A 21,909-nucleotide genomic window follows, 5' to 3' on the forward strand; every position below is an offset into this window, starting at 1 on the left:
GTTTTCTCCCGGGCCCGGGCCGGGTCGTGCCCCTGGCCCTGGGCCGCGGGGGTCCCGGGCCCGCCCCCCCGGGAGAACGGGCGCGACGGGCCGGGCCGGGAGCGCACCCGGCCTGCCCTTCCGCGCCGGGCGCGCTAGTCGCCGTACGTCTCGCCCCGTTCGGCCTTCGCCACGAGGGACGCCGGCGGGGTGAAGCGCTCGCCGTAGCTGGTGGCGAGTTCGCGCGCACGGGCCACGAAGCCCGCCGGGCCGCCCTCGTAGCCGTTGATGTACTGGATCACGCCGCCGGTCCAGGCCGGGAAGCCGATGCCCATGATGGAGCCGATGTTGGCGTCGGCGACGGAGGTGAGCACGCCCTCGTCGAGGCAGCGGACGGTGTCCAGGGCCTCGGAGAAGAGCATCCGCTCCTTCATGTCCTCGAACGGGATCTCGTACCCCGGCTTGGTGAAGTGCTCGCGCAGGCCCGGCCAGATGCCGGCGCGCTTGCCCGCCTCGTCGTACGCGTAGAAGCCGGCCCCGCCGCTGCGGCCCGGGCGGCCGAACTCGTCGACCATCCGGTCGATGACCCCGTCCGCGGGGTGCTCGGCCCACGCGCGGCCCTCGGCCTCGAAGGCCTTGCGGGTCTCGTTGCGGATCTTGCGCGGGAGGGTGAGGGTGAGCTCGTCCATCAGCGAGAGCACCTTGGCCGGGTAGCCGGCCTGGGCGGCGGCCTGCTCGATCGAGGCGGGCTCGATGCCCTCGCCGACCATGGCCACGCCCTCGTTGATGAACTGGCCGATGACGCGCGAGGTGAAGAACCCGCGCGAGTCGTTGACCACGATCGGGGTCTTGTTGATCTGGCGGACCAGGTCGAAGGCGCGGGCGATGGCCTCGTCGCCGGTCTGCTCCCCCTTGATGATCTCGACGAGCGGCATCTTGTCGACGGGCGAGAAGAAGTGCAGCCCGATGAAGTCGGCGGGGCGCTTGACGCCCACCGCGAGCCCGGAGATGGGCAGGGTGGAGGTGTTGGAGCAGAGCAGCGCGTCGGGCGCGATGACGTCCTGGACCTCCTGGAACACCTTGTGCTTGAGGGCGGTGTCCTCGAAGACGGCCTCGATGACGGCGTCGCAGCCCGCCAGGTCGGCCGCGTCGGCGGTGGGGGTGATCCGGGCGAGCAGCTCGGCGCGCTGGGCCTCGGTCGTACGGCCGCGGGAGACGGCCTTGTCGAGCAGCTTCTCGGAGTACGCCTTGCCCTTGGCCGCGGCCTCGGCGCTGACGTCCTTGAGCACCACCTCGATGCCCGCGCGGGCACAGGAGTAGGCGATGCCCGCGCCCATCATGCCGGCGCCGAGGACGGCGACCTTGCGGACCGTGCGCGGCTCGATCCCCTGCGGGCGGCTGCGGCCCGCGTTGACGGCCTGGAGGTCGAAGAAGAACGCCTGGATCATGTTCTTGGCGGTCTGGCCGGTGACCAGCTCGGTGAAGTAGCGGGCCTCGATGGTCAGCGCGGTCTCGAAGTCCACCTGGGTGCCCTCGACGGCGCAGGCCAGGATGTTGCGCGGGGCCGGGTACGGGGCCCCGTTCAGCTGCTTCTTCAGGTTGGCCGGGAAGGCCGGGAGGTTGGCGGCGAACCGCGGGTTGGACGGGGTGCCGCCCGGGATCCGGTAGCCGGGTACGTCCCAGGGCTGCTTCGACTCGGGGTTCGCGTCGATGAAGGCGCGGGCCTTGGCGATCATCTCCTCGGGGGTGGCGGCCAGTTCGTGGACCAGGCCGTTCTCCAGGGCGCGCTTCGGGTTGTACTGGGTGCCCTGGAGCAGCACCTTGAGCAGTGCGTCGGCGATGCCCATCAGGCGCACGGTACGGGTGACGCCGCCGCCGGCCGGGAGCAGGCCGAGGGTGACCTCGGGCAGGCCGATCTTCGAGCCGGGCGCGTCGAGGGCGACGCGGTGGTGGGAGGCGAGGGCGATCTCGTAACCGCCGCCCAGCGCCGCGCCGTTGATGGCGGCGACGACCGGCTTGCCGAGGGTCTCGATGCGGCGCAGCGAGCGCTTGATCTCGGTGCCGGTGTCGAAGGCGAGCTGCGCGTGCTCGGGGCGCAGCCGGATCATGTCCTTGAGGTCGCCGCCCGCGAAGAAGGTCTTCTTGGCGGAGGTGAAGATGATGCCCCGGATGGAGTCCTTCTCGGCTTCGGCACGGTCGGCGACGGCCGCGATGGAGTCCTTGAAGGCCTGGTTCATGGTGTTGGCGGACTGGTCGGGGTCGTCGAGGACCAGGGTGACGACGCCGGTCTCGTCCTGTTCCCAGCGGATGGTGCGGGTCTCGGTCATGGGGTGGGTCTCCGTGGAAGTCTGGTTCGGCAGGGCCGGGCGGGAGGGGCCGGCCGGAAGGTCCGGCTCGGTCGCTACGGGGTGGTCTGGCCTTCTCTGCGCCGCACGGCTAGAGGCGTTCGACGATGGTGGCGACGCCCATGCCGCCGCCGACGCAGAGGGTGACGAGCCCGTAGCGCTTGTCCTGGCGCTCCAGCTCGTCGACGATCGTGCCGAGGATCATCGCGCCGGTGGCGCCGAGCGGGTGGCCGAGCGCGATGGCGCCGCCGTTGACGTTGACCTTGTCGAGGGAGACGCCCATGTCCTTGACGAAGCGCAGCACGACACCGGCGAAGGCCTCGTTGATCTCGATCAGGTCGATGTCGTCGATGGTCAGCCCGGCCTTGGCGAGGGCCTTGCGGGTGGCCGGGGCGGGGCCGGTGAGCATGATGGTGGGCTCGGAGCCGGAGACGGCCGCCGAGACGATCCGGGCGCGCGGCGTGAGGCCGGACCGCTCGCCGGCCTCGCGCGAGCCGATCGCGACGAGGGAGGCGCCGTCGACGATGCCGGAGGAGTTGCCGGCGTGGTGGACGTGGTCGATCTTCTCGACCCAGTGGTACTTCTGGAGGGCGACGGCGTCGAAGCCGCCGAGCTCGCCGATGTCCGCGAAGGAGGGCTTCAGCTTGGCGAGGGTGTCGGCGGTGGTGCCGGGGCGGACGAACTCGTCGTGGTCCAGGACGACCAGGCCGTTGCGGTCGGTGACCGGGACGACGGACTTGGCGAAGCGGCCGTCCTTGATGGCCGCGGCGGCCCGCTCCTGGGAGAGGGCGGCGTACTCGTCCACGTCGCGGCGGGAGAATCCCTCGATGGTGGCGATCAGGTCGGCGCCGATGCCCTGCGGGACGAAGTTGACGTCCCAGTTGGTCATCGGGTCGTTGAACCAGGCTCCGCCGTCGGAGGCCATCGGGACGCGGGACATGGACTCCACGCCGCCCGCGAGGACCAGGTCCTCCCAGCCGGAGCGGACCTTGGCGGCGGCCAGGTTGACGGCCTCCAGACCCGAGGCGCAGAAGCGGTTCTCCTGTACGCCCGCCACGGTGTCCGGGAGTCCGGCGGCGATGGCCGCGATCCGGGCGATGTCGGAGCCCTGGTCGCCGACCGGGCCGACGACGCCGAGCACGATGTCGTCGATGGCGGCGGGGTCCAGCCCCGGGTTGCGCTCGCGCAGGGCGTGGATGAGGCCGACGACCAGGTCGATCGGCTTGGTGCCGTGCAGGGCGCCACTGGCCTTGCCGCGGCCGCGCGGGGTGCGGATCGCGTCGTATACGTAAGCTTCGGTGCTCACTGGTCAAGCCTTTCGGGAGGTCTGGGTCTTAGCCGAGGAGGGAGCGGCCGATGATCTCTTTCATGATCTCGGTCGTGCCGCCGTAGATGGTCTGGATGCGGCCGTCGGTGAAGGCCCGCGCGACCCGGTATTCGGTCATGTATCCGTATCCGCCGTGCAGTTGCAGACAGCGGTCGGCAACACGCTTCTGCAGCTCGGTGGCCCACCACTTGGCCATCGAGGCGTGCACGTGGTCCAGTTCGCCGTTCGCGTGGTCGGTGATGCAGCGGTCGAGGAAGGTGCGGGTGACCGCGCACTCGGTGGCCATCTCCGCTATCTCGAAGCGGATGTGCTGGAGCTTGGACAGCGGCCGGCCGAAGGCCTCGCGCTCCTTGACGTACTGGGTGGTGATCTCCAGCAGGTGCTCGGCGGCGGCGATGCCGGCCATCGCGATGCCCATCCGCTCCTGCGCGAGGTTGGTCATCAGGTGGACGAAGGCGCCGTTCAGCTCGCCGAGCAGGTTCTCCTTGGGGACGCGGACGTCGTGGAAGAACAGTTCGGCGGTGTCCTGAGCCTTCTGCCCGATCTTGTCGAGGTTGCGGCCGCGCTCGAAGCCCTCCGCGCCGCGCTCGACGACCAGCAGCGACAGCCCGTGCGCCCCGCCCTCGGGCGTGGTCTTGGCGACCACGATCACCAGGTCGGCGAGGATGCCGTTGGAGATGAAGGTCTTGGAGCCGTTCAGCACCCAGTGGTCGCCCCGGTCCTCGGCGCTGGTGCGGATGCCCTGGAGGTCGGAGCCCGCGCCCGGCTCGGTCATGGCGATGGCGGTGATGGTCTCGCCCGAGCAGAAGCCGGGCAGCCAGCGGCGCTTCTGCTCCTCGGTGGCCAGCGAGGTCAGGTAGGGCCCGATGATGTCGTTGTGCAGGCCGAAGGCGAGTCCGGGGGCGCCCGCGCGGGTGAACTCCTCGGCGATCACGGCGGCGTAGCGGAAGTCGGTGTTGCCGCCGCCCCCGTACTCCTCCGGGACGGCCAGGCCCAGCAGTCCCTGCCGGCCGGCGGCCCGCCAGGCCTCGCGGCTGACGATGCCGTCCTTCTCCCACTGCTCGTAGTGCGGCAGCACCTCCTTGGTGAGGAAGGTGCGGACGGTCTCGCGGAACGCCTCGTGGTCGGCGTCGAAGATCCGGCGTTTCATCAGCGGGCTCCCTAAAGCCAGTTCTTGACGGTCTCGATCAGGCGGGCGGGCTCGGGGCCGACGGGGGTGACGTTGAGCATCGTGACCCCCGCCTCGCGGAAGGCCTCGACGCGCTCGCGCACGTAGCCCTCCGGGCCGCACAGCGTCATCAGCTCGCAGAACTCGTCCGGGACGGCGGCCGCCGCGTCGCGCTTGCGGCCCGACAGGTCGAAGCCCCAGGCCTCGGCGACCCACAGGGCGTCGAGGCCGGCCGACTCCAGCGCCGCCGCCTCGTCCGCGGCGCGGCGCGCGTCGCCGGCGTAGTCGAGCAGCATCGACAGTTCCATCAGGCCCCTTCCGGGAGCAGGGCCGGCACGTCCCAGTCGGCGGCCACGGATGCGGTGTCCGCGCCGGGCAGGGCCGGCCCGGAGGCGACGCGGGTGGGGGTCGCGGAGAAGCGCGGGGCGGGGGCGGGCTGGGTGATCCCGGCGTGCTCGGTGAAGGTCCCGCGGGCCGCGAGGTGCGGGTGGTGCGGGGCCTCGCGCAGGGAGAGCACCGGGGCCACGCACGCGTCGGTGCCCTCGAAGACCGCCGTCCACTCCTCGCTCGTACGGGTCTTGAACCGTGCGGCCACGGCCTCGCGCAGCTCGCCCCAGCGGGCCAGGTCCTTGCGGGCCGGGGCCTGCTCCGCGATGCCGAGCAGCTCCACGAAGGTGTCGTAGAACTGCTGCTCCAGGGCCCCGACGGCCATGTAGCGGCCGTCGGAGGTCTCGTAGGTCCCGTAGAAGGGGCAGCCGCCGTCGAGCAGGTTGGCGCCGCGGCGGTCCTGCCAGCCGCCGGCCGCCAGCATGCCGTGGATCATCGCGGTGAGGTGGGCGGTCCCGTCGACGATGGCCGCGTCGACGACCTGGCCCGCGCCGCCGGGGGTGCGGGCGTGCCCGAGGGCCGCGAGGACGCCGATGACGAGGTAGAGCGAGCCGCCCGCGTAGTCGCCGACCAGGTTGGCGGGGACGGCCGGGGGCTCGTCCGGGCGGCCGATCATGCCGAGGGCGCCGGTGACGGCGATGTAGGCGATGTCGTGCCCGGCGGTGTGGGCGAGCGGCCCGTCCTGGCCCCAGCCGGTCATCCGGCCGTAGACCAGCTTCGGGTTGCGGGCGTGGCAGTCGGCCGGCCCGACGCCGAGCCGTTCGGCGACGCCGGGGCGGAAGCCCTCGATGAGGACGTCGGCGCGCTCGACGAGGTCCAGGACGCGGGCGGGGCCCCCGGCGGACTTGAGGTCGACCAGGACGGAGCGCTTGTTGCGGTTGGTGAGGTCGTAGGCGGGGTTGACCGCGAGCCCGCCGCCGCCCGGCCGGTCCACGCGCACGACGTCGGCGCCCAGGTCGGCGAGGAGCATGGCGGCGAACGGGCCGGGGCCGATGCCCGCCAGTTCGACGACGCGCACCCCGGCGAGCGGGCCGGTCCCTGTCACTGCCATCGAGCCCCCAGCATTCGTAGCCGCACGGTGTGACACAACTGATGTAACACCAGCGATGCTAGGAACGCGTTCCACTCAGCACAAGAGCAAGCGCTTAGCCATTTGCCTCGATCCGGGCGTCCAGTTCCCTGACGTGCCGCTTGAGGGCCACGGTGCGGTAGCTCTCCTCCACCCACTCGCACAGGACCTGCGCGGAGGGCGCCCCCTTCTCCCCCAGCGGGACGGAGACCCAGCCCGAGCGGCCGAGGCCGTAGCCGGTGGGCTCCGCGCCGGGAGCGGACATCGCGTGCCCGTGCAGCGCCTCGTCCTTGAGCTTGACGGAGAGGCCGGGCGGCTGGGGCCCGTCGGCGTTCCCGAGGAAGACGAAGATCTTCTTGTTGACCTTCACCACACAGTCCTCGGGACCCCACGGATACTCCTCGACGGCCTCCGGAAGCCCGCGGGCAAACTCCCGCACCGCCTCCCACTTGCGTACCGCAGCCTTCATCAACGCCTCCCGCCAACCGCCGGTCACATCCACCCCGAACCGGCACCGACCGGCACCGACCGGCCCGCCCGGAGGGGTCGGTCCTCACGCTAGCCCCCACCCGCTGATCAAAGTCCTTTCGGCGCGGCAGGCGGCTATGTACTCTGATCACGCTTCAAACCTGAGCGAGTTCAAAAACGAAAAATGGGGGGGCCGGTGCGCAATCGCCGACTCGTAATTTCCGCTGCCGTCGTGGCCGCGGGCGTGGGTCTCATACCCGGTGTGGCGCAGGCCGATCCGGTCGCGCCCGCCAAGCCGGGCGTGACGGTGCCCGACGCGGACCTGAAGAAGGCCGCGGCGGAGAACTTCAAGACCTTCAAGAGCTCTGCCGACCGCTCGGTCCGCACCTCCGGCGGCAAGGCCACCGCGCAGTCGGAGGCGGCCAACCCGAGCCTCGCCGTCGACCTCGCGGCGTGGAACGTGTCCGCCCACTCGCTGGAGCTGGACACCACCGTCACGAGCGAGCCGAACCGGTACGTCGACGCCGTCATCAACTGGGGCGACGGCACCACGAGCAACGAGACCGCGTACGGCAGCACCACGATGACCACCGCGCACAACTACGCGGAACTGGGCACTTACACCATCACGGTCACCGCGACGGACCGCGCCGACGGCACGACCGTCACCAACACGGTCGAGATCCTGACCGCGGGCTCGGACTTCACCCCGCACAGCCCCACCCGCCTGCTGGACACCCGCAGCGGCATCGGCGGCGCCAAGGCGAAGATCAAGCCGTACACCACGGCGCGCGTGCAGATCGCCGGCAACGGCTCGATCCCGGCGGGCGTCACCTCCGTGGTCCTCAACCTCACGGTCACCAACACCACCAGCGGCGGCCACGTCACGGCGTTCCCCTCGGGCACCGCGCGCCCGATCACCTCGAACGTCAACTTCGTCGCCGGCCAGACGGTGCCGAACCTGGCGGTCGTCACGGTCGGCCAGGACGGCTACGTGGAGCTGTACAACGGCGGCTGGGAGTCGATCGACCTCATCGCCGACGTCACCGGCTACTTCGCCAAGGCCGCCGCCAGCGGCTACACCCCGATCTCCCCGATCCGCTTCGCCGACACCCGCGAGGGCCTCGGCACCGCCAAGGGCCAGGTCGCCGGGCAGTCCTCCTTCGGCCTGCAGATCGGCAACAGCCGCGGCCTGCCGGCCGGCATCACCGCCGTGGCGCTCAACGTGACCGTCACCAACCCGCGCGAGGCCGGGCACCTGACCGCCTACCCGAGCGGCCAGGCGGCGCCGAGCGCCTCCAACGTGAACTTCTCCGCCGGCCAGACCATCGCCAACTCGGTGATCGTCCCGGTCGGCCCCGACGGCAAGATCAACATCCGCAACGGCGCCTGGGCCGGCACCGACGTCATCGTCGACGTCGTCGGCTACTACAGCGAGGCGAGCGAGGGCGCGTACCTGCGCCTCAACCCGAAGCGCGTGTTCGACACCCGCGACCCCGCGGGCTCCGTCTACGGACCGGTGTGGGGCCGCAGCTACATCTGGGTGGACTTCGCCTCGGAGTGGCCCAACGACATCGGCTACGTGCTGAACACCACCGCCACCAACACGGCGGGCCCCGGCTTCGTCGCCGTCGCCCCGGACCCGAACTACCGCTGGCAGTACGACAACGGCTCGGAGACCTGGCCGGCCGCGCCCACCTCGTCCACCCTCAACTTCACCGCGGGCAAGACCGTCCCGAACCTGGTGCAGGCGAGCACGGGCAACACGGGCATCGTCGACTTCTGGAACCAGTCGGACGACGACATCGACATGATCGTCGACATGTTCGGCTACTACGACAAGAACTGACCCACCGGCAGCCGGCGGATCCAGCGCCCCGGGAACGGCCCCAGGCCGTCCCCGGGGCGCTGCCCGTTCTCCCCGCACGCTAGCCTCGCCCCCTACACCAGCTGGGAGGAACGGTCATGAACGCACAGGCTCGGCAGGACCATCCGCGGGAGCGGGCCCACGACATCGTGCTCTTCGGCGCCACCGGGTTCGTGGGGGCGCTGACCGCCGAGTACCTCGCCGCGCACGCGCCCGCCGGCTGCCGCTGGGCCCTCGCGGGCCGGGACCTCGCCAAGCTGGACCGGCTGCGCGAGCGGCTGACCGCCATCGACCCGGCCTGCGCCGCGCTGCCGCTGCTGCGGGCGGACGCCTCCGACGCCGGGGCGGTGCGCGCACTGGCCGCGTCCACCCGGGTGCTGGCCACCACCGTGGGCCCGTACGTCTGGTACGGGGCGGAGCTGGTCGCGGCCTGCGCCGAGGCGGGCACCGACTACGTGGACCTCACCGGCGAGCCCGAGTTCGTGGACCGGATGTACGTCGAGCACGACGCGCGGGCCCGGGAGACCGGCGCGCGGATCGTGCACGCCTGCGGCTTCGACTCGATCCCGGCCGACCTCGGGGCGTACTTCACGGTCGGCCGGCTGCCCGAGGGCGTGCCGCTGCGGGTCGACGGGTTCATGCGGTCCAACGCCCTGTTCTCCGGCGGGACCCTGTCCTCGGCGCTGACCGCGCTGAGCCGCGGCCCGCAGACGCTGGCCGCCGCGCGGGAGCGCCGGCTGCACGAGCCCCGGCTGCTGGGGCGGCGGGCGCGCGGGCCGGCCGGCCCGCCCCGGTTCAGCCGGGAGACCGGCACCTGGGCGGTGCCGCTGCCCACGCTGGACCCGCGGATCGTGGCCCGGTCGGCGGCCGCGCTGGAGCGCTACGGCCCGGACTTCCGCTACCGGCACTACGCCTCGGTCAAGCACCTGCCGGTCGTGGTGGGCGGCGCCGCGGCGGTGGGCGCGACGGCGGCCCTGGCCCAGGTCCCGGCGGCCCGGCGGTGGCTGATGAGCCGCTGGGAGCCGGGCCGCGGACCGGACGCGGAGCGGCGGGCGCGCAGCTGGTTCACGGTGCGGTTCGTGGGCGAGGGCGGCGGCCGGCGGGTGCTCACCGAGGTGTCGGGCGGCGACCCGGGGTACGGGGAGACGGCGAAGATGCTCGCCGAGTCCGCGCTGTGCCTGGCCTACGACTCCCTGCCCGAGGCCGCCGGACAGCTGACGACGGCCGTGGCGATGGGCGACGCGCTGATCGACCGCCTCCGGAAGGCCGGCATCGTCTTCCGGGTGGCTGACTCCCGCTGAGCGGGAGTCAGCCCGACCCCGCAGCGGCCTCGCGCAGGGCGCGGCGGCACAGGGAGTCGGCGTGCCGGGTGGTCTCCGGGATCCGGAACCGGGGGCTGAGGGCGAGGACGTGGGCGCAGGCGTTGTCCAGCGACACCCGGTGCCCGACGGAGACGAACACCGGCTTGATCCGGTCCTGGGTCCGCAGCGCCCGGCCGACCTCCGCCCCGTCGGCGGCCACGAGCGGGGCGAAGTCGCCGCGCCCGGCGCCCGGTTCCCCGTACGTGAAGGTGAACGGGTTCTTCGCGACCCCGATGGCCGGGAGCCCGGTGACCACGCCGAGGTGGCAGGCGAGGCCGAAGCCGCGGGGGTGGGCGAGCCCGTAGCCGTCGCAGACGACGAGGCCGGGCGCGGCGGCCAGCGAGTCGAGGGCGGCCAGTACGGTCGGCAGCTCGCGGAAGGCGAGCAGCCCGGGCACGTAGGGGAAGCTGACGCGTCCGACGGCGGTGGCCTCCTCGACGACCTCGAGGGTGGCCGCGTCCAGCACCACGGCCGCGGCGGCGACCAGGTCCCGCTCGTCGTCGTAGGCGACGTCCACCCCGGCGACCAGTCCGCTGCCGGGGGGCGGGCCGGGCTCGGTGAGCACGACCTGATGGCGTAGTTCGTCCTGTATCGCCCGGGCCTCGGCCTCGTCGGCGGGGGTGTTCGTCCTCGTCATGATGGAGCGAGAGTAGCCTGGCGATCATGTTCGTCCTGGAGCTCACCTACACCGCGCCCGTCGAAGCCGTCGAGGACCACATGGACGCCCACGTCGCCTGGCTGGACGGCCACTACGCCGCGGGCGTCTTCCTCGCGTCGGGGCGCAAGGTCCCGCGCGACGGGGGCGTGATCCTGGCCGGCGGGGTGTCCCGCGCCGAGATCGAGAACATCGCGGCCGAGGACCCCTTCGCGGTGGCGGGCGTCTGTGTCTACCGCGTCACGGAGTTCATCGCGACGAAGACCTCGTCCGACCTGGCGACGGTCCGCGAGAACCCGGCGCTGTAGCGCGGCCGGGCCGCCCCGGCGGGGCGGCCCGGCCCGTTCGGGTCAGCGGTGTTCCAGCCGGGCCACCCGGCCCTTCTCCCCCGAGGCCCAGCAGCCCGTGTCCGGGGCGCAGTCGACCGTGTCGAAGGATCCGGAGTCCAGCGGCCGCCAGCTGCGCCCGCCGTCCCGCGTCACGTCCGTGCCCGTCGGCCCCACCGCCAGCGCCGTGCCGCGGCTGTACGGGTACCAGGCCGCGCCGGACCGGTAGGCCGACGGCGGGGCGGCCGCCTGGCGCCAGCTGCGCCCGCCGTCGCCGGAGACGGCCGCGGCCTGCGGGGAGGCCTGGCCGGTGCGGTAGTCGCCGCCGACCGCGAGGCCCTTCGTACGGTCCCGGAAGGCCAGGGCGAAGACGCCCCGCGCGGGATCGCCCGCCGGGACGGTGGATTCGGCGGCGCGCCAGGTCAGGCCGCGGTCCGCGGAGTGCAGCACCCGCGCCTTCGCTCCGCCGCCCGTCGCCAGCCAGACATCGCGCGGCCCCGCGCTGACCAGGCACTGGCCGCTCGCGGCGAAGCCGGCCTCGCCGGGCAGGGCCTGCGGCATGCCGGCGTCCGGCAGCACCCGCCAGCTGCGTCCGCCGTCGTCCGTGGACAGGATGCGGAACCGGCCGTCCACCGGGTCGCTCATCGCCAGCCCGTGCCGCGCGTCGAAGAAGGTGAGGCAGTCGTGGAAGGCGCGCGGGTCGGGGTTGCGGAAGGTCTCGGTCCAGGTGGCGCCGCCGTCCTCGGTGCGCAGCACCCGGGAGGCCTCGCCCTCGCCGATCGACAGGGCCACCGCACGCCGCGCGTCGAAGGCCTCGACGTCCCGCAGCTCCACCCCCTCCGCGACCGCGCCCGGCGGGGAGACGTCCTGCCAGCTGCGGCCGCCGTCCACCGTGCGCAGCACGGTGCCCTTGGAGCCGGCGACCCAGGCCGTGCTCCGGCTCACCGCGGCCAGCCCGCGGAAGCGCACGTCCTTGCCGGTGTCCTTCAGCGCCCAGCCCGCGCCGCGCAGTTGCGCCGTCTCTCCGGCCTCGGACGCACCGGCCGGCGCGGCCAGTAAGCCCACCGTCAAAGCCGCCGCGCACATGCCAACTCCCAGAAGTCTCATGGCGCCGGAAGCTAACGCACGCCCGATGCCCCGTCCAGGGTGCGTCGCCCCGTGCGCGGGTCGGGCCGGGCGGTGCTTTGCGCCTGTGGAGTGAGCGGTAACCAGCCCTTCTGCGATCCCTCCGGAGCACGCGGCTCGCGCCGGACCTCCTGCCGCCCCACCCCCCGGACGGTCACTCTGTGCGATCACACAGGCGGCTTCCGGCCAATCGGTGACACAGCTCACGTCAGCCCCCATGCACGGATTTGCCGATTCCGGCGTCTATCGGGTTGCCGGGTTCCACCCCACAGCCCGGCAGCAGATCCGCCGCAAGGGAGTGAGCCTTGATCACTGTCATCGAGCAGGCCGTACAGGCCCGCCTGGTCGCCACCGCGCCGAAGGTCGAGACCGTTCCCGTCACCCTCTGCTACGACCGTGCGGATCCGTTCGCCGTGCGCATGGCCTTCCCCGCCCCGGCCACGCTGGAGGGCGTCGAGGTCTCCTGGACCTTCTCGCGGGAGCTGCTCGAATCCGGTCTGGACCGCCCGTCCGGCTGCGGCGACGTGCGGGTGCGCCCGTACGACGGGGACCGCACCACCATCGAGTTCCACGCGCCCGAGGGCGTGGCGATCATCCTGATGCTGACGGCCGAGCTGCACCGGTTCCTGGAGCGGGCCGGGGCGGTGGTCCCGCCCGGTCTGGAGCACCTGTACCTCGACATGGACCACAGCCTGGCCGAGCTGATGCGCGACACCTGCTGAACCGGCGGCCGGGCGGCCCGGCCCCGGCCAGAGCCGGGGGGCTTAATTCGTTTGCGGGCGGCTCCGGCCGCCCGTAGCTTCGTTGATGCACCCCGCACTCATGCGCACGCCCTTCACAGCCGCGTGCCGCCGAAACGGAGCAGGACATTGTTCGTCTGAGGTCCGAGACACCGGCCACCGCCATCCGACAGCCGGCCGTCTCCCCGCGTTGCACGCACCACTCACGCAACCTGGAGGCCTCCATGAGCCATGCTCCCTCATTCGTCACCTGCTCCGCACTGTCCTTCGACTGGCCCGACGGCACACCCGTGTTCGACGGGTTCCAGCTCGCCATCGGCCCCGGCCGCACCGGCCTGATCGGGCTCAACGGCTGCGGGAAATCCACCCTGCTGAAACTCATCGCGGGAGAACTCACCCCGTCCGACGGCCAGTTGTCGGTGGCCGGCCGCATCGGGTACCTCCCACAGAACATCACCCTCGACACCGCGCTGCGCGTGGACGAGGCGCTCGGCATCCGCACCGCCCGGGCCGCCCTGCACGCCATCGAGGCGGGCGAGGCCACCGAGGCGAACTTCGCCGCCGTGGGCGACGACTGGGACGTGGAGGAGCGGGCCCTGGCCACGCTCGACCAGCTCGGGCTCGCCCGGATCGGCCTGGACCGGACCGTCGGCGAACTCTCGGGCGGCGAGTGCGTCCTGCTGCGGCTGGCCGCCCTGCTGCTCGCGCGTCCCGACGTACTGCTGCTCGACGAGCCGACCAACAACCTCGACCTGCGGGCCCGCGGCCGACTGTACGCGGCAGTGGAGTCCTGGACCGGGGTGATGGTCCTGGTCAGCCACGACCGGGAGCTGCTGGAGCGGGTCGACCAGATCGCCGATCTGCGCGACGGTGAAGTCCGCTGGTACGGCGGGAACTTCACCGACTACGAGGCGCTGCTCGCCGCCGAGCAGGACGCGGCCGAGCGGATGGTCCGGGTCGCGGAGGCCGACGTACAGCGGCAGAAGCGCGAACTGTCCGAAGCCCAGGCCAAATTGGCCCGGCGCAAGCGGTACGGACAGAAGATGAACGACACCAAGCGCGAGCCGAAGATCGTGATGGGGGCCCGGAAGCGGGCCGCGCAGGAGTCGGCCGGCAAGCACCGCATCATGCACACCGAGAAGCTGGCCCAGGCGAAGGAACGGCTGGACCACGCGGTGGACGCGGTCCGCGACGACGACGCGATCCGCATCGAACTGCCCGCCACCCAGGTCCCGCCGGGCCGGCGCGTCCTGACCCTGAGCGATCTGCGCCTGGTCCACGGGGCGTACGTACCGGGCGAGTGGGAACTGCGCGGTCCGGAGCGGATCGCGCTGGTGGGCCGCAACGGCTCGGGCAAGACCACGCTGCTGCGCACGGTCGCGGGACAGCTCGCGCCGGAGTCCGGGGAAGCGGTCACCCATGTGACCACGCGGTTCCTGCCCCAGCGGCTGGACGTGCTCGACGAGAGCCGTTCGGTCGTGGAGAACGTGGCCCGGTTCGCCCCGCAGGCCACGAACAACCTGATCCGGGCGCGGCTGGCGCACTTCCTGTTCCGGGGCGCCCGGGCGGACCGGGCCGCGGGCACCCTGTCCGGCGGCGAGCGCTTCCGCGCGGCGCTGGCGGCGCTGCTGCTGGCGGAGCCGGCTCCCCAGCTGCTGATGCTGGACGAGCCGACGAACAACCTGGACCTGGCGAGCGTGCGGCAGCTGACGGACGCGCTGGAGTCCTACGAGGGGGCGCTGCTGGTGGCCAGCCATGACGTGCCGTTCCTGGAGTCGATCGGCATCACCCGGTGGCTGATGCTGGACGGCAGGCTGCGCGAGACCACCGCCGAGGAGGTGCGCGAGTCGCTCTGGCACGGCTGACCGGGCGGTCACCGATTCGGGCGACGCGCTCGCGGCGCCCGGATCGGCCGTCAAGGTGGCGGCGGCCGACCACCTGGTGGCATGACTTTGGCCCCTCGCTTCCCTCTCAGGACCCATTCAAACTGCATAGATAACGGGACGTAATCGGTCATAGCCCTGCCTGGGGCTTGGCTGGCCTTGATGTCAGGCTTAACCTACGACTCCGTAGGCTACGGAACCGTAGGTAATTCGCTTTGCACCCAGGAGTACCCGTGACGATCACCTCTCCCCACCTCGGCAGCTCTGAGGCGTGGACGGACGCCAAGCTGCTGTTCGCGCTGGAAGAGGTGGTCGAGAAGGAGCTCAACCGCCATCTGAAGGTCACCAAGGACTGGATGCCCCACGAGTACGTCCCGTGGAGCGACGGCCGGAACTTCCCCGGCTTCTTCGAGGACGGCGAGGCCTGGGACCCCCAGCAGTCCAAGGTGACCGACATCGGCAAGATCGCGCTGGTCGTGAACCTGCTGACCGAGGACAACCTCCCCAGCTACCACCACGAGATCGCCACGCTCTTCGGCCGCAACGGCGCCTGGGGCACCTGGGTGCACCGCTGGACGGCCGAGGAGGGCCGCCACGGCATCGTGATGCGCGACTACCTGCTGGCCTCGCGCGCCGTGGACCCGGACAAGCTGGAAGCGTTCCGGATGCAGCACATGTCGGAGGGCTTCGAGTCCGACAACCGGCACTCCATGCTGCACTCGGTGGCGTACGTCGCCTTCCAGGAGCTCGCCACCCGCATCTCGCACCGCAACACCGGCCACCAGTCCGGTGACCCCGTGTGCGACCGGATGCTGGCGCGCATCGCGCAGGACGAGAACCTGCACATGGTCTTCTACCGCAACCTGCTCGGCGCGGCCTTCGAGATCGCCCCGGACCTGACCATGCAGGCCGTACGGGACGTCGTGGTCAACTTCCGGATGCCCGGACACGGCATGCCCGGCTTCGAGCGGATGGCCGCGCAGATGGCGATCGGCGGGGTCTACAACCTGCGGATCCACCACGACGACGTACTGAGCCCCGTGATCCGCTTCCTGAAGGTCATGGACATCGACGGCCTGGGCCCGGAGGGCCAGAAGGCCCAGGAGGAGCTCGGCCTGTTCATGAACGGCCTGGACTCCGAGGCCCGCAAGTTCGACGAGCGGCTGGCCGCCCGCGCGGCCCGTCTCGCGGCCCGCAAGGGCTGAGGCTTCCCCCACTCGCGGCAGTGGGGCCGATCGCCCCGGCGGAGCACCGCTCCGCCGGGGCTCTTCGCGTCCCGGGCGCGCGCTCAGCCGCGGCCCTCAGCCGCGGCGGGGCCGCAGGGCCTGGCGCTCGGACTCCGAGAGGCCGCCCCAGACGCCGAAGCGCTCGTCATTGGCCAGGGCGTACTCCAGGCACGCCGTCCGCCCCTCGCACGCCCCGCACAGCCGCTTCGCGTCGCGCAGCGACGAGCCCGGCTCCGGGAAGAAGAAGCCCGGGCCCGTCTGGGCGCAGAGGGCGAGGTCGTACCAAGCGGTGGTGGCGGTGGCGTCAGCGGTGTTCATCGACATGCCGGTGATCCTGACCGCCGTCGATTGACGTCCTATCAACGGTCCATCAACACCGCGCGGCCCGCCGCGTCAGCCGGCTCCCTCCGGCCCGGGCGCCGCCGCGCCGGCCATGACCGCGAACCGGGCCCCTGCGGGGTCCGCCAGCTTGGCCATGCGGCCGACCCCCTCCAGGGTGACCGGGGCCAGCCGCACGCTGCCGCCCGCCTGCCCGGCCTTCGCCGCCACCGCGTCGCAGTCCGCCACCTCGAAGTACGGGGTCCAGTACGGCCGCAGCACGTCCTCCACGGGGTCCGAGGAGAGCGGGACCATCCCGCCGCAGGACGCCTCGTCCGTCGTGCCGGCCGGCCTGACCGTCGTGTAGGTACCGTCCTCGTACGGCACGCCGCCGAGCTGCCAGCCGAGGACCTCGTGGTAGAACTCGGCCGCCGCGTCCAGGTCGTTCGTGTACAGCTCCGTCCAGCACAGGGAGCCGACCTCCGTGACCGCGCCGAGGCCCTTGTTCGCCCGGGGCTGCCACACCCCGAAGCCGACGCCTTCCGGATCGGCGAAGATCGCCATCCGGCCGAGGTCCATGACGTCCATCGGCTCGAACGCCACGGTCCCGCCCGCCTTGGTCACGGCCGCCGCCGTCGCGTCCGCGTCGGCGGTCTGGAAGTACACCTGCCAGGCGGCCGGCGCCTGCCCGGCCGGCACGGCCATCCCTCCGGCGACCGTCTTGCCGCGCAGGTGGAACGTCCCGTACCCGCCGACCTCCTCACCGCCCGCCCGGAAGTCCCAGCCGAAGAGTCCTGCGTAGAACCCGGCGGCCGCGTCCATGTCCGGTGTCCCGAGGTCCACCCAGTTCGGGGAGCCGTCCTTGTAGTCCGTGGTGAGCATGGTCCGCGCTCCTTTCCGCTGTCCCGTCCCTTCCGAGCATGGCACCCCCCGCCGACAGCGGCCCGGGCCGGCGCGGCCCGCCCGCTCAGTCCTCGTGCTTCGCGCGGCTCGGCTGGACGCGCTTGGGCTCGCCCGGCATCTTCGGGTAGTCCGGCGGGTAGGGCATGTCGCCCAGGCCGTGTTCGTGCTCGTCGCGGGCGGCGAGTTCGAGCACGGCGTCCAGGGTGAAGGCGTGCTCGTCCATGTCCGCGTGCAGGTCGCCCAGTTCGGCGAAGCGGGCGGGCATGGTCACGATGTCGAAGTCGCGCGGCTCCGCGTCGTCCACCTCGTCCCAGCGCAGCGGGGCCGACACCGGGGCGTGCGGGCGGGGGCGGACGGAGTAGGCGGAGGCGATCGTGCGGTCGCGCGCCGTCTGGTTGTAGTCGACGAAGATCCGCTCGCCGCGTTCCTCCTTCCACCACGCGGTCGTGACCTTGCCCGGCATACGGCGTTCCAGTTCCCGGCCCAGCGCGATGGCGCACCTGCGGACCTCGGTGAAGGTCCAGCGCGGCTCGATCGGGACGAAGACGTGCAGGCCGCGGCCGCCCGAGGTCTTGGGCCAGCCCCGCAGCCCCAGCTCCTCCAGCAGGGCGCGCAGCTCGTGCGCGGCCGCCACCGCGTGGTGGTAGTCGGTGCCGGGCTGGGGGTCGAGGTCGATCCGCAGCTCGTCGGGCCGGTCGGTGTCCTCGCGGCGCACGGGCCACGGGTGGAAGGTGAGGCAGCCCAGGTTGGCGGCCCACAGCACGGCCGCCGGCTCGGTCGGGCAGATCTCGTCGGCGCTGCGGCCGCTCGGGAAGGCGATGTGGGCGGTCGGGATCCAGTCGGGGAGGTTCTTGGGAGCCCGCTTCTGGAAGAAGGACTCGCCCTCCACCCCGTCCGGGTAGCGCTCCAGGGTCGTCGGCCGGTTGCGCAGGGCGCGCGTGATGCCGTCGGCGACCGCCAGGTAGTACTCGGCCACGTCCCGCTTCGTGAGGCCGCGCTCGGGGAAGTACACCTTGTCCGGGCTGGACAGCCGTACCGTCCGCCCGCCCGCGTCCAGCTCGATGGCATTGCCGGCAGCACCCATGTGCGCCACGGTAGGCGGGTCCGGCCGGGTGCGCACACCGGGCGGGCGCGGACGTACCACCGCAGAATCGGAGGCATGGACCTGCCGGTGATGCCGCCCGTGAAACCGATGCTCGCCAAGTCCGTGACGAAGATCCCGCCCGGGATGCAGTACGAGGCGAAGTGGGACGGCTTCCGGGCCGTCGTACACCGCGACGGCGACGAGATCGAGATCGGCAGCCGCACGGGCAAGAGCCTGACCAGGTACTTCCCCGAGCTGGTGGCGGCCCTGAAGGAGAACCTGCCCGACCGCTGCGTGGTCGACGGCGAGGTCGTCATCGTCAGCGGCGGGCGTCTGGACTTCGACCGGCTGACCGAGCGCATCCACCCCGCCGCCTCGCGCGTGAAACTGCTCGCCGAGACCACCCCCGCCAGCTTCGTCGCCTTCGACCTGCTCGCGCTCGGCGACGAGGCGCTCCTCGACACCCCGCTCACCGAGCGCCGCAGCGCCCTCGCCCGGTCCCTCTCCACCGCACGGCCCCCCGTCCACCTCGCGCCCGCGACCACCGATCCCGCGCTCGCGCAGGAGTGGTTCGAGCGGTTCGAGGGCGCCGGGCTCGACGGGGTGATCGCCAAACCCCTCGACCTCCCCTACCGGCCCGACGCCCGCCTCATGTTCAAGATCAAGCACGAGCGTACGGCGGACGTCGTTCTGGCGGGTTTCCGTTTCCACAAGAGCGGTCCGATTGTCGGATCGCTGCTGCTCGGCCTGTACGACGGCCACGGAGCCCTCCAGCACGTGGGCGTCTGCGCCGCGTTCCCGATGAAGCGCCGGGCCGAGCTGGTCGAGGAGCTCGAACCCCTGCGCATGCCGGACCCCGAGGGCCACCCCTGGGCCGCCTGGGCCGAGGAGTCGGCCCACGAGAGCGCCCGCCTGCCCGGCGCCCAGAGCCGCTGGACCGGCAAGAAGGACCTGTCCTGGGTCCCGCTGCGCCCCGAACGGGTCCTCGAGGTGAAGTACGACCACATGGAGGGCGACCGCTTCCGCCACACGTCCCAGTTCCGCCGCTGGCGCCCCGACCGCCAACCGCAGAGCTGCACCTACACCCAGCTGGAGGAGGTCGTGGGCTACGACCTGGCCGAGGTGCTCGGCGCTCCCCCGGCCGGGGTCAGCCCGACGTGAGCTTCTCCCATTCCGCGCGGTCCGGGCCCACCGTGTTCGGCTCGTAGTCCGGGCGGGACTCCAGCCAGCGGGCCACGCGGGCCCGGATCTCCGGGTCCGCGTACGCGCGCTCCGGGACCTCGGCCAGGTGGCGGACCCTGGCCCGGGCCCGCATCACCTCCGGGTCCTCCAGTGCGCAGTCGAAGAGCGCCGCCACCTCGCGCGCCGTCCCCGTACGCCCGGCCCGGGTCGCGAAGCGCTCCCCGATGGCCGCGTCCGCGACGACCTGGAAGTCGAACCACGGCTTCAGGGTGCGCACCGCCCAGGCGTGGTGGTCGGCGGCGTACCGCTCCGATGCCGGGTCGCGGTGTGCCGTACGGGCCACCCTGCGGGCCGCCCACAGGGCGAGCGAGGTGCCCTGCCCGAGGGTCGGGTTGGTGTGCGTGATCGCGTCGCCGACCGGCACCAGCCCGCTCACCACCGGCCCCCGCTCGTCGACGAGCGCGCTCCACCGGTTGTCGAGGCTCGCGGTGGCCAGCACCTCGGACAGCGGTTCGGCGCCGAGGGCCAGCCAGGCCGCGCCGGGCGGGAAGGAGCGGGCCGCGCCCTCGAAGACGGCGGGGTCGCGCAGCGCCGAGCGCGTGGTGTCCGTGGTGTGGACGAACAGGGTGACGGCGAAGACCCGGTTGTCGGCGGGGAAGACCGCGCACCCGGCGAAGGCGCCGCCCGTCACCGCCCAGGGCCGGCGCGGCCCCTCGTCCATCCCGTCGGGCAGCCGGTACCAGCGGCAGAAGTACGCGAGCCCCGTGCGGTGCCGTTCCACGACCGGCGGGCGGCAGCCCGCCGCGGTGAGCCAGCGCTCGACTCCCCCGCGCCGCCCGCCCGCGTCCACCACGAGGTCCCCCCGGTAGCTCCCGGCCTCCGTGGTCACTCCCGTCACGCGGACCCCGGGCGCGGTGAGCAGCCCGGTGACCGGTTCCCCGTACCGCGAGACGACGCCCTGTTCCGCGCGCAGGGCGGTGGCCAGTGCGCTCTCCAGCAGGATCCGCCGGGCCTGGAGCATGACGAGGTCCTCGTCACCGGGGTGCGCGGGCGGCCGCTCGTCGAACCAGTCCAGCTCGTGCCGCTCGCGCGCTCCGAGCCGGAGCATCTCCGCGTGGACGTCGGGCAGTTCGTCGCGCAGGAGGTTGCGCGCCGCGCCCAGCAGCGCGTGCGGCTGGTTCGCCTGCGGCACGGTCGGCCGGCGCCAGCCGAAGAAGTCGCGGTCGAGCGCGGTACCCGGGGCGCGCGTATCGCGTTCGAACAGTTCCGCCGTGTGCCCCTGCCGCGCCGCGAGCAGCGCGGTCGCCAGCCCTCCGACACCTCCGCCGATGACCAGTACATGTGCCATTGCGCCCCCCTGAGCCGATGAACCGTACGACGATCACATCGCCCAGAGCCTGCGCGATCGGGCACTGGCCGAAACCCGCACAATTGTGCGTACGCGTCTACCGCGTGCCCGCCGCCGCGCGGTGGGCCTCCACCGCACGCCGGGTCTCCTCCTCGACGAGGTCGGTGTTGATCGCGGCGGCCGCGCGCACCCCCTGGGCGGCCGCGCCCGCGACCTGCTCCACCGGGGCGGTCACATTGCCCGCCACCCAGACGCCCGGGTGGGCGGTGGCGCCGGTCACCGGGTCGGCCTCGACGCAGGTGCCGACGACATGGCCGTCCCGCTCCAGGGCGGCCGTCGGCAGCCCGAGGCCGGTCAGGACGCCGGAGCGGGTCATGAACCGGGGCGCGACCACGAGCGCGCCGCACCGGGCCGTGCCCCCGCCCGCCAGGGTCACCCCGGTCAGCCGGTCCTCGTCGACGAGGAGGCCGGTGACCTCGCCCTCGACGACCTCGACGCCCCGGGCCGCCAGCAGCTCCCGGTCCTCGGCGGTGAGCCGCCAGGTGTGCGCGAGGAGGGTGGTGCGCGCGGTCCACTGCCGCCACAGACCGGCCTGGAACACCGCCAGCGGGCCGTCGGCCAGCACCGCGACCGGCTGGTCGCGCACCTCCCAGCCGTGGCAGTACGGGCAGTGCAGCACGTCCCGCCCCCAGCGCGCCCGCAGCCCCGGCACGGCGGGGAGCTCGTCCACCAGACCGGTGGCGACCAGCAGCCGCCCCGCCCGGACGGTCGAGCCGTCCCCGCAGCGGACCAGGAACCCGCCGCCGGGCAGCCGGTCGGCGGCGACCACCGTGCCCGGCCGGATCCGCCCGCCGTAGCCGGTGACCTCCGCCCTCCCTGCGGCCAGCAGGCCGGCCGGGCTCTGCCCGTCGTGGCCGAGGTACCCGTGCAGGTGCGCGGCGGGGGCGTTGCGCGGGCTCCCGGAGTCGATCACCAGCACCGAGCGGCGGGCCCGGGCCAGGGTCAGGGCCCCGGCGAGCCCGGCGGCTCCGCCGCCGACGACCACCACGTCGAACCGTTCCGTCATCGTCTCTTCGTTCTCGCTGTCCATACCGGTGAGGATCTTCCCGCGCGGTCGGACTTGACAAATGCTGTTGCCGAAGCGGCAA

19 protein-coding genes and 1 pseudogene are annotated in these 21,909 nt (G+C 72.7%); 7 read left to right on the forward strand and 13 right to left on the reverse strand.

Annotated elements, in window-relative coordinates; genetic code table 11:
• Positions 1-134 precede the first annotated feature (134 nt).
• The 6 genes and pseudogenes from ACFWP3_RS22555 to ACFWP3_RS22580 form a co-directional block, all read right to left on the reverse strand.
• Positions 135-2,306 carry a 3-hydroxyacyl-CoA dehydrogenase NAD-binding domain-containing protein gene (locus tag ACFWP3_RS22555; protein ID WP_384223888.1) on the reverse strand — a complete coding sequence of 724 codons (2,172 nt, stop codon included), beginning with the start codon at positions 2,304-2,306 and terminating at the stop codon, positions 135-137.
• A gap of 109 nt (positions 2,307-2,415) precedes the next feature.
• Positions 2,416-3,630 carry an acetyl-CoA C-acetyltransferase gene (locus tag ACFWP3_RS22560; RefSeq protein ID WP_384223890.1) on the reverse strand — a complete coding sequence of 405 codons (1,215 nt, stop codon included), beginning with the start codon at positions 3,628-3,630 and terminating at the stop codon, positions 2,416-2,418.
• A 28-nt stretch (positions 3,631-3,658) separates the two neighbouring features.
• Complete coding sequence (locus ACFWP3_RS22565) at positions 3,659-4,801, reverse strand: acyl-CoA dehydrogenase family protein (protein ID WP_384223893.1); 1,143 nt, start codon at positions 4,799-4,801, stop codon at positions 3,659-3,661.
• An 11-nt stretch (positions 4,802-4,812) separates the two neighbouring features.
• A pseudogene (locus ACFWP3_RS22570) lies at positions 4,813-5,007 on the reverse strand (LLM class F420-dependent oxidoreductase); the annotation flags it as partial.
• Between the two features lie 119 nt (positions 5,008-5,126).
• Positions 5,127-6,257: a CaiB/BaiF CoA transferase family protein gene (locus tag ACFWP3_RS22575; protein WP_384223895.1), complete on the reverse strand. Its 1,131-nt coding sequence runs from the start codon at positions 6,255-6,257 to the stop codon at positions 5,127-5,129.
• Positions 6,258-6,351: 94 nt separating this feature from the next.
• The gene (locus tag ACFWP3_RS22580) at positions 6,352-6,744 is read right to left on the reverse strand and encodes an MmcQ/YjbR family DNA-binding protein (RefSeq protein WP_384223898.1); all 393 of its coding nucleotides are present in this window, start codon (positions 6,742-6,744) and stop codon (positions 6,352-6,354) included.
• Between the two features lie 195 nt (positions 6,745-6,939).
• Here ACFWP3_RS22580 and ACFWP3_RS22585 point away from each other — a divergent pair, with 195 nt between their 5' ends.
• Together ACFWP3_RS22585 and ACFWP3_RS22590 are read left to right on the forward strand one after the other, a co-directional pair.
• Positions 6,940-8,592: a hypothetical protein gene (locus ACFWP3_RS22585; RefSeq protein WP_384223900.1), complete on the forward strand. Its 1,653-nt coding sequence runs from the start codon at positions 6,940-6,942 to the stop codon at positions 8,590-8,592.
• Positions 8,593-8,708: 116 nt separating this feature from the next.
• A complete protein-coding gene (locus ACFWP3_RS22590; protein WP_384223902.1) occupies positions 8,709-9,911 on the forward strand; it encodes a saccharopine dehydrogenase family protein in 1,203 nt (400 codons plus the stop codon).
• 7 nt (positions 9,912-9,918) lie between these two features.
• Here ACFWP3_RS22590 and ACFWP3_RS22595 read toward each other — a convergent pair whose 3' ends face one another.
• Positions 9,919-10,608, reverse strand: coding sequence for an endonuclease V (locus tag ACFWP3_RS22595; RefSeq protein ID WP_384223905.1), 690 nt, complete (start codon positions 10,606-10,608; stop codon positions 9,919-9,921).
• A 26-nt stretch (positions 10,609-10,634) separates the two neighbouring features.
• Here ACFWP3_RS22595 and ACFWP3_RS22600 point away from each other — a divergent pair, with 26 nt between their 5' ends.
• On the forward strand, positions 10,635-10,934 hold the full coding sequence (locus tag ACFWP3_RS22600; RefSeq protein ID WP_384223906.1) for a YciI family protein: 300 nt from the start codon (positions 10,635-10,637) through the stop codon (positions 10,932-10,934).
• 42 nt (positions 10,935-10,976) lie between these two features.
• On the opposite strand, the gene ACFWP3_RS22605 is transcribed toward ACFWP3_RS22600, so the two are convergent.
• A complete protein-coding gene (locus ACFWP3_RS22605; RefSeq protein ID WP_384223909.1) occupies positions 10,977-12,059 on the reverse strand; it encodes a WD40/YVTN/BNR-like repeat-containing protein in 1,083 nt (360 codons plus the stop codon).
• A gap of 323 nt (positions 12,060-12,382) precedes the next feature.
• On the opposite strand from ACFWP3_RS22605, the gene ACFWP3_RS22610 reads away from it, so the two are divergent.
• The 3 genes from ACFWP3_RS22610 (at position 12,383) to ACFWP3_RS22620 (ending at position 15,905) form a co-directional block, all read left to right on the forward strand.
• Entirely contained in the window at positions 12,383-12,799 is a 417-nt protein-coding gene (locus ACFWP3_RS22610) for an SsgA family sporulation/cell division regulator (protein ID WP_384223911.1), read from the forward strand.
• 242 nt (positions 12,800-13,041) lie between these two features.
• Complete coding sequence (locus ACFWP3_RS22615) at positions 13,042-14,682, forward strand: ABC-F family ATP-binding cassette domain-containing protein (RefSeq protein WP_384223914.1); 1,641 nt, start codon at positions 13,042-13,044, stop codon at positions 14,680-14,682.
• Between the two features lie 251 nt (positions 14,683-14,933).
• Positions 14,934-15,905 carry an acyl-ACP desaturase gene (locus tag ACFWP3_RS22620; protein WP_384223916.1) on the forward strand — a complete coding sequence of 324 codons (972 nt, stop codon included), beginning with the start codon at positions 14,934-14,936 and terminating at the stop codon, positions 15,903-15,905.
• Between the two features lie 96 nt (positions 15,906-16,001).
• On the opposite strand, the gene ACFWP3_RS22625 is transcribed toward ACFWP3_RS22620, so the two are convergent.
• The 3 genes from ACFWP3_RS22625 to ligD all read right to left on the reverse strand — a co-directional run bounded on the left by ACFWP3_RS22625 (position 16,002) and on the right by ligD (position 18,231).
• A complete protein-coding gene (locus tag ACFWP3_RS22625; protein ID WP_384223918.1) occupies positions 16,002-16,250 on the reverse strand; it encodes a WhiB family transcriptional regulator in 249 nt (82 codons plus the stop codon).
• Between the two features lie 69 nt (positions 16,251-16,319).
• A complete protein-coding gene (locus ACFWP3_RS22630; RefSeq protein WP_384223920.1) occupies positions 16,320-17,126 on the reverse strand; it encodes a VOC family protein in 807 nt (268 codons plus the stop codon).
• Positions 17,127-17,211: 85 nt separating this feature from the next.
• Positions 17,212-18,231 (reverse strand): non-homologous end-joining DNA ligase, encoded by a 1,020-nt coding sequence (ligD, locus tag ACFWP3_RS22635; RefSeq protein WP_384223922.1) that lies wholly within the window; start codon positions 18,229-18,231, stop codon positions 17,212-17,214.
• 75 nt (positions 18,232-18,306) lie between these two features.
• Here ligD and ACFWP3_RS22640 point away from each other — a divergent pair, with 75 nt between their 5' ends.
• Positions 18,307-19,392: an ATP-dependent DNA ligase gene (locus tag ACFWP3_RS22640; RefSeq protein WP_384223924.1), complete on the forward strand. Its 1,086-nt coding sequence runs from the start codon at positions 18,307-18,309 to the stop codon at positions 19,390-19,392.
• Here the strand turns inward: ACFWP3_RS22640 and ACFWP3_RS22645 are convergent.
• Together ACFWP3_RS22645 and ACFWP3_RS22650 are read right to left on the reverse strand one after the other, a co-directional pair.
• A complete protein-coding gene (locus ACFWP3_RS22645) occupies positions 19,379-20,761 on the reverse strand; it encodes an NAD(P)/FAD-dependent oxidoreductase (protein ID WP_384223926.1) in 1,383 nt (460 codons plus the stop codon). The two genes, ACFWP3_RS22640 and ACFWP3_RS22645, sit on opposite strands and share 14 nt — an antisense overlap.
• 97 nt (positions 20,762-20,858) lie before the next feature.
• Positions 20,859-21,851, reverse strand: a complete 993-nt coding sequence (locus tag ACFWP3_RS22650) for an NAD(P)/FAD-dependent oxidoreductase (RefSeq protein ID WP_384223928.1) — start codon at positions 21,849-21,851, stop codon at positions 20,859-20,861.
• Positions 21,852-21,909 lie beyond the last annotated feature (58 nt).

Source organism: Streptomyces sp. NPDC058525 (genome assembly GCF_042719495.1).
Classification (GTDB): Bacteria; Actinomycetota; Actinomycetes; order Streptomycetales; family Streptomycetaceae; genus Streptomyces.

Excerpts from the sequence above, each read along its gene's own strand:
- ACFWP3_RS22600 (WP_384223906.1), top strand. The coding sequence starts at position 10,635 with ATGTTCGTCCTGGAGCTCACCTACACCGCGCCCGTCGAAGCCGTCGAG.
- ACFWP3_RS22580 (WP_384223898.1), bottom strand. The coding sequence starts at position 6,744 with ATGAAGGCTGCGGTACGCAAGTGGGAGGCGGTGCGGGAGTTTGCCCGC.
- ACFWP3_RS22555 (WP_384223888.1), bottom strand. The coding sequence starts at position 2,306 with ATGACCGAGACCCGCACCATCCGCTGGGAACAGGACGAGACCGGCGTC.
- ACFWP3_RS22565 (WP_384223893.1), bottom strand. The coding sequence starts at position 4,801 with ATGAAACGCCGGATCTTCGACGCCGACCACGAGGCGTTCCGCGAGACC.
- ACFWP3_RS22645 (WP_384223926.1), bottom strand. The coding sequence starts at position 20,761 with ATGGCACATGTACTGGTCATCGGCGGAGGTGTCGGAGGGCTGGCGACC.
- ACFWP3_RS22595 (WP_384223905.1), bottom strand. The coding sequence starts at position 10,608 with ATGACGAGGACGAACACCCCCGCCGACGAGGCCGAGGCCCGGGCGATA.
- ACFWP3_RS22625 (WP_384223918.1), bottom strand. The coding sequence starts at position 16,250 with ATGTCGATGAACACCGCTGACGCCACCGCCACCACCGCTTGGTACGAC.
- ACFWP3_RS22630 (WP_384223920.1), bottom strand. The coding sequence starts at position 17,126 with ATGCTCACCACGGACTACAAGGACGGCTCCCCGAACTGGGTGGACCTC.
- ACFWP3_RS22640 (WP_384223924.1), top strand. The coding sequence starts at position 18,307 with ATGGACCTGCCGGTGATGCCGCCCGTGAAACCGATGCTCGCCAAGTCC.
- ACFWP3_RS22650 (WP_384223928.1), bottom strand. The coding sequence starts at position 21,851 with ATGGACAGCGAGAACGAAGAGACGATGACGGAACGGTTCGACGTGGTG.
- ligD (WP_384223922.1), bottom strand. The coding sequence starts at position 18,231 with ATGGGTGCTGCCGGCAATGCCATCGAGCTGGACGCGGGCGGGCGGACG.
- ACFWP3_RS22590 (WP_384223902.1), top strand. The coding sequence starts at position 8,709 with ATGAACGCACAGGCTCGGCAGGACCATCCGCGGGAGCGGGCCCACGAC.
- ACFWP3_RS22615 (WP_384223914.1), top strand. The coding sequence starts at position 13,042 with ATGAGCCATGCTCCCTCATTCGTCACCTGCTCCGCACTGTCCTTCGAC.
- ACFWP3_RS22605 (WP_384223909.1), bottom strand. The coding sequence starts at position 12,059 with ATGAGACTTCTGGGAGTTGGCATGTGCGCGGCGGCTTTGACGGTGGGC.
- ACFWP3_RS22575 (WP_384223895.1), bottom strand. The coding sequence starts at position 6,257 with ATGGCAGTGACAGGGACCGGCCCGCTCGCCGGGGTGCGCGTCGTCGAA.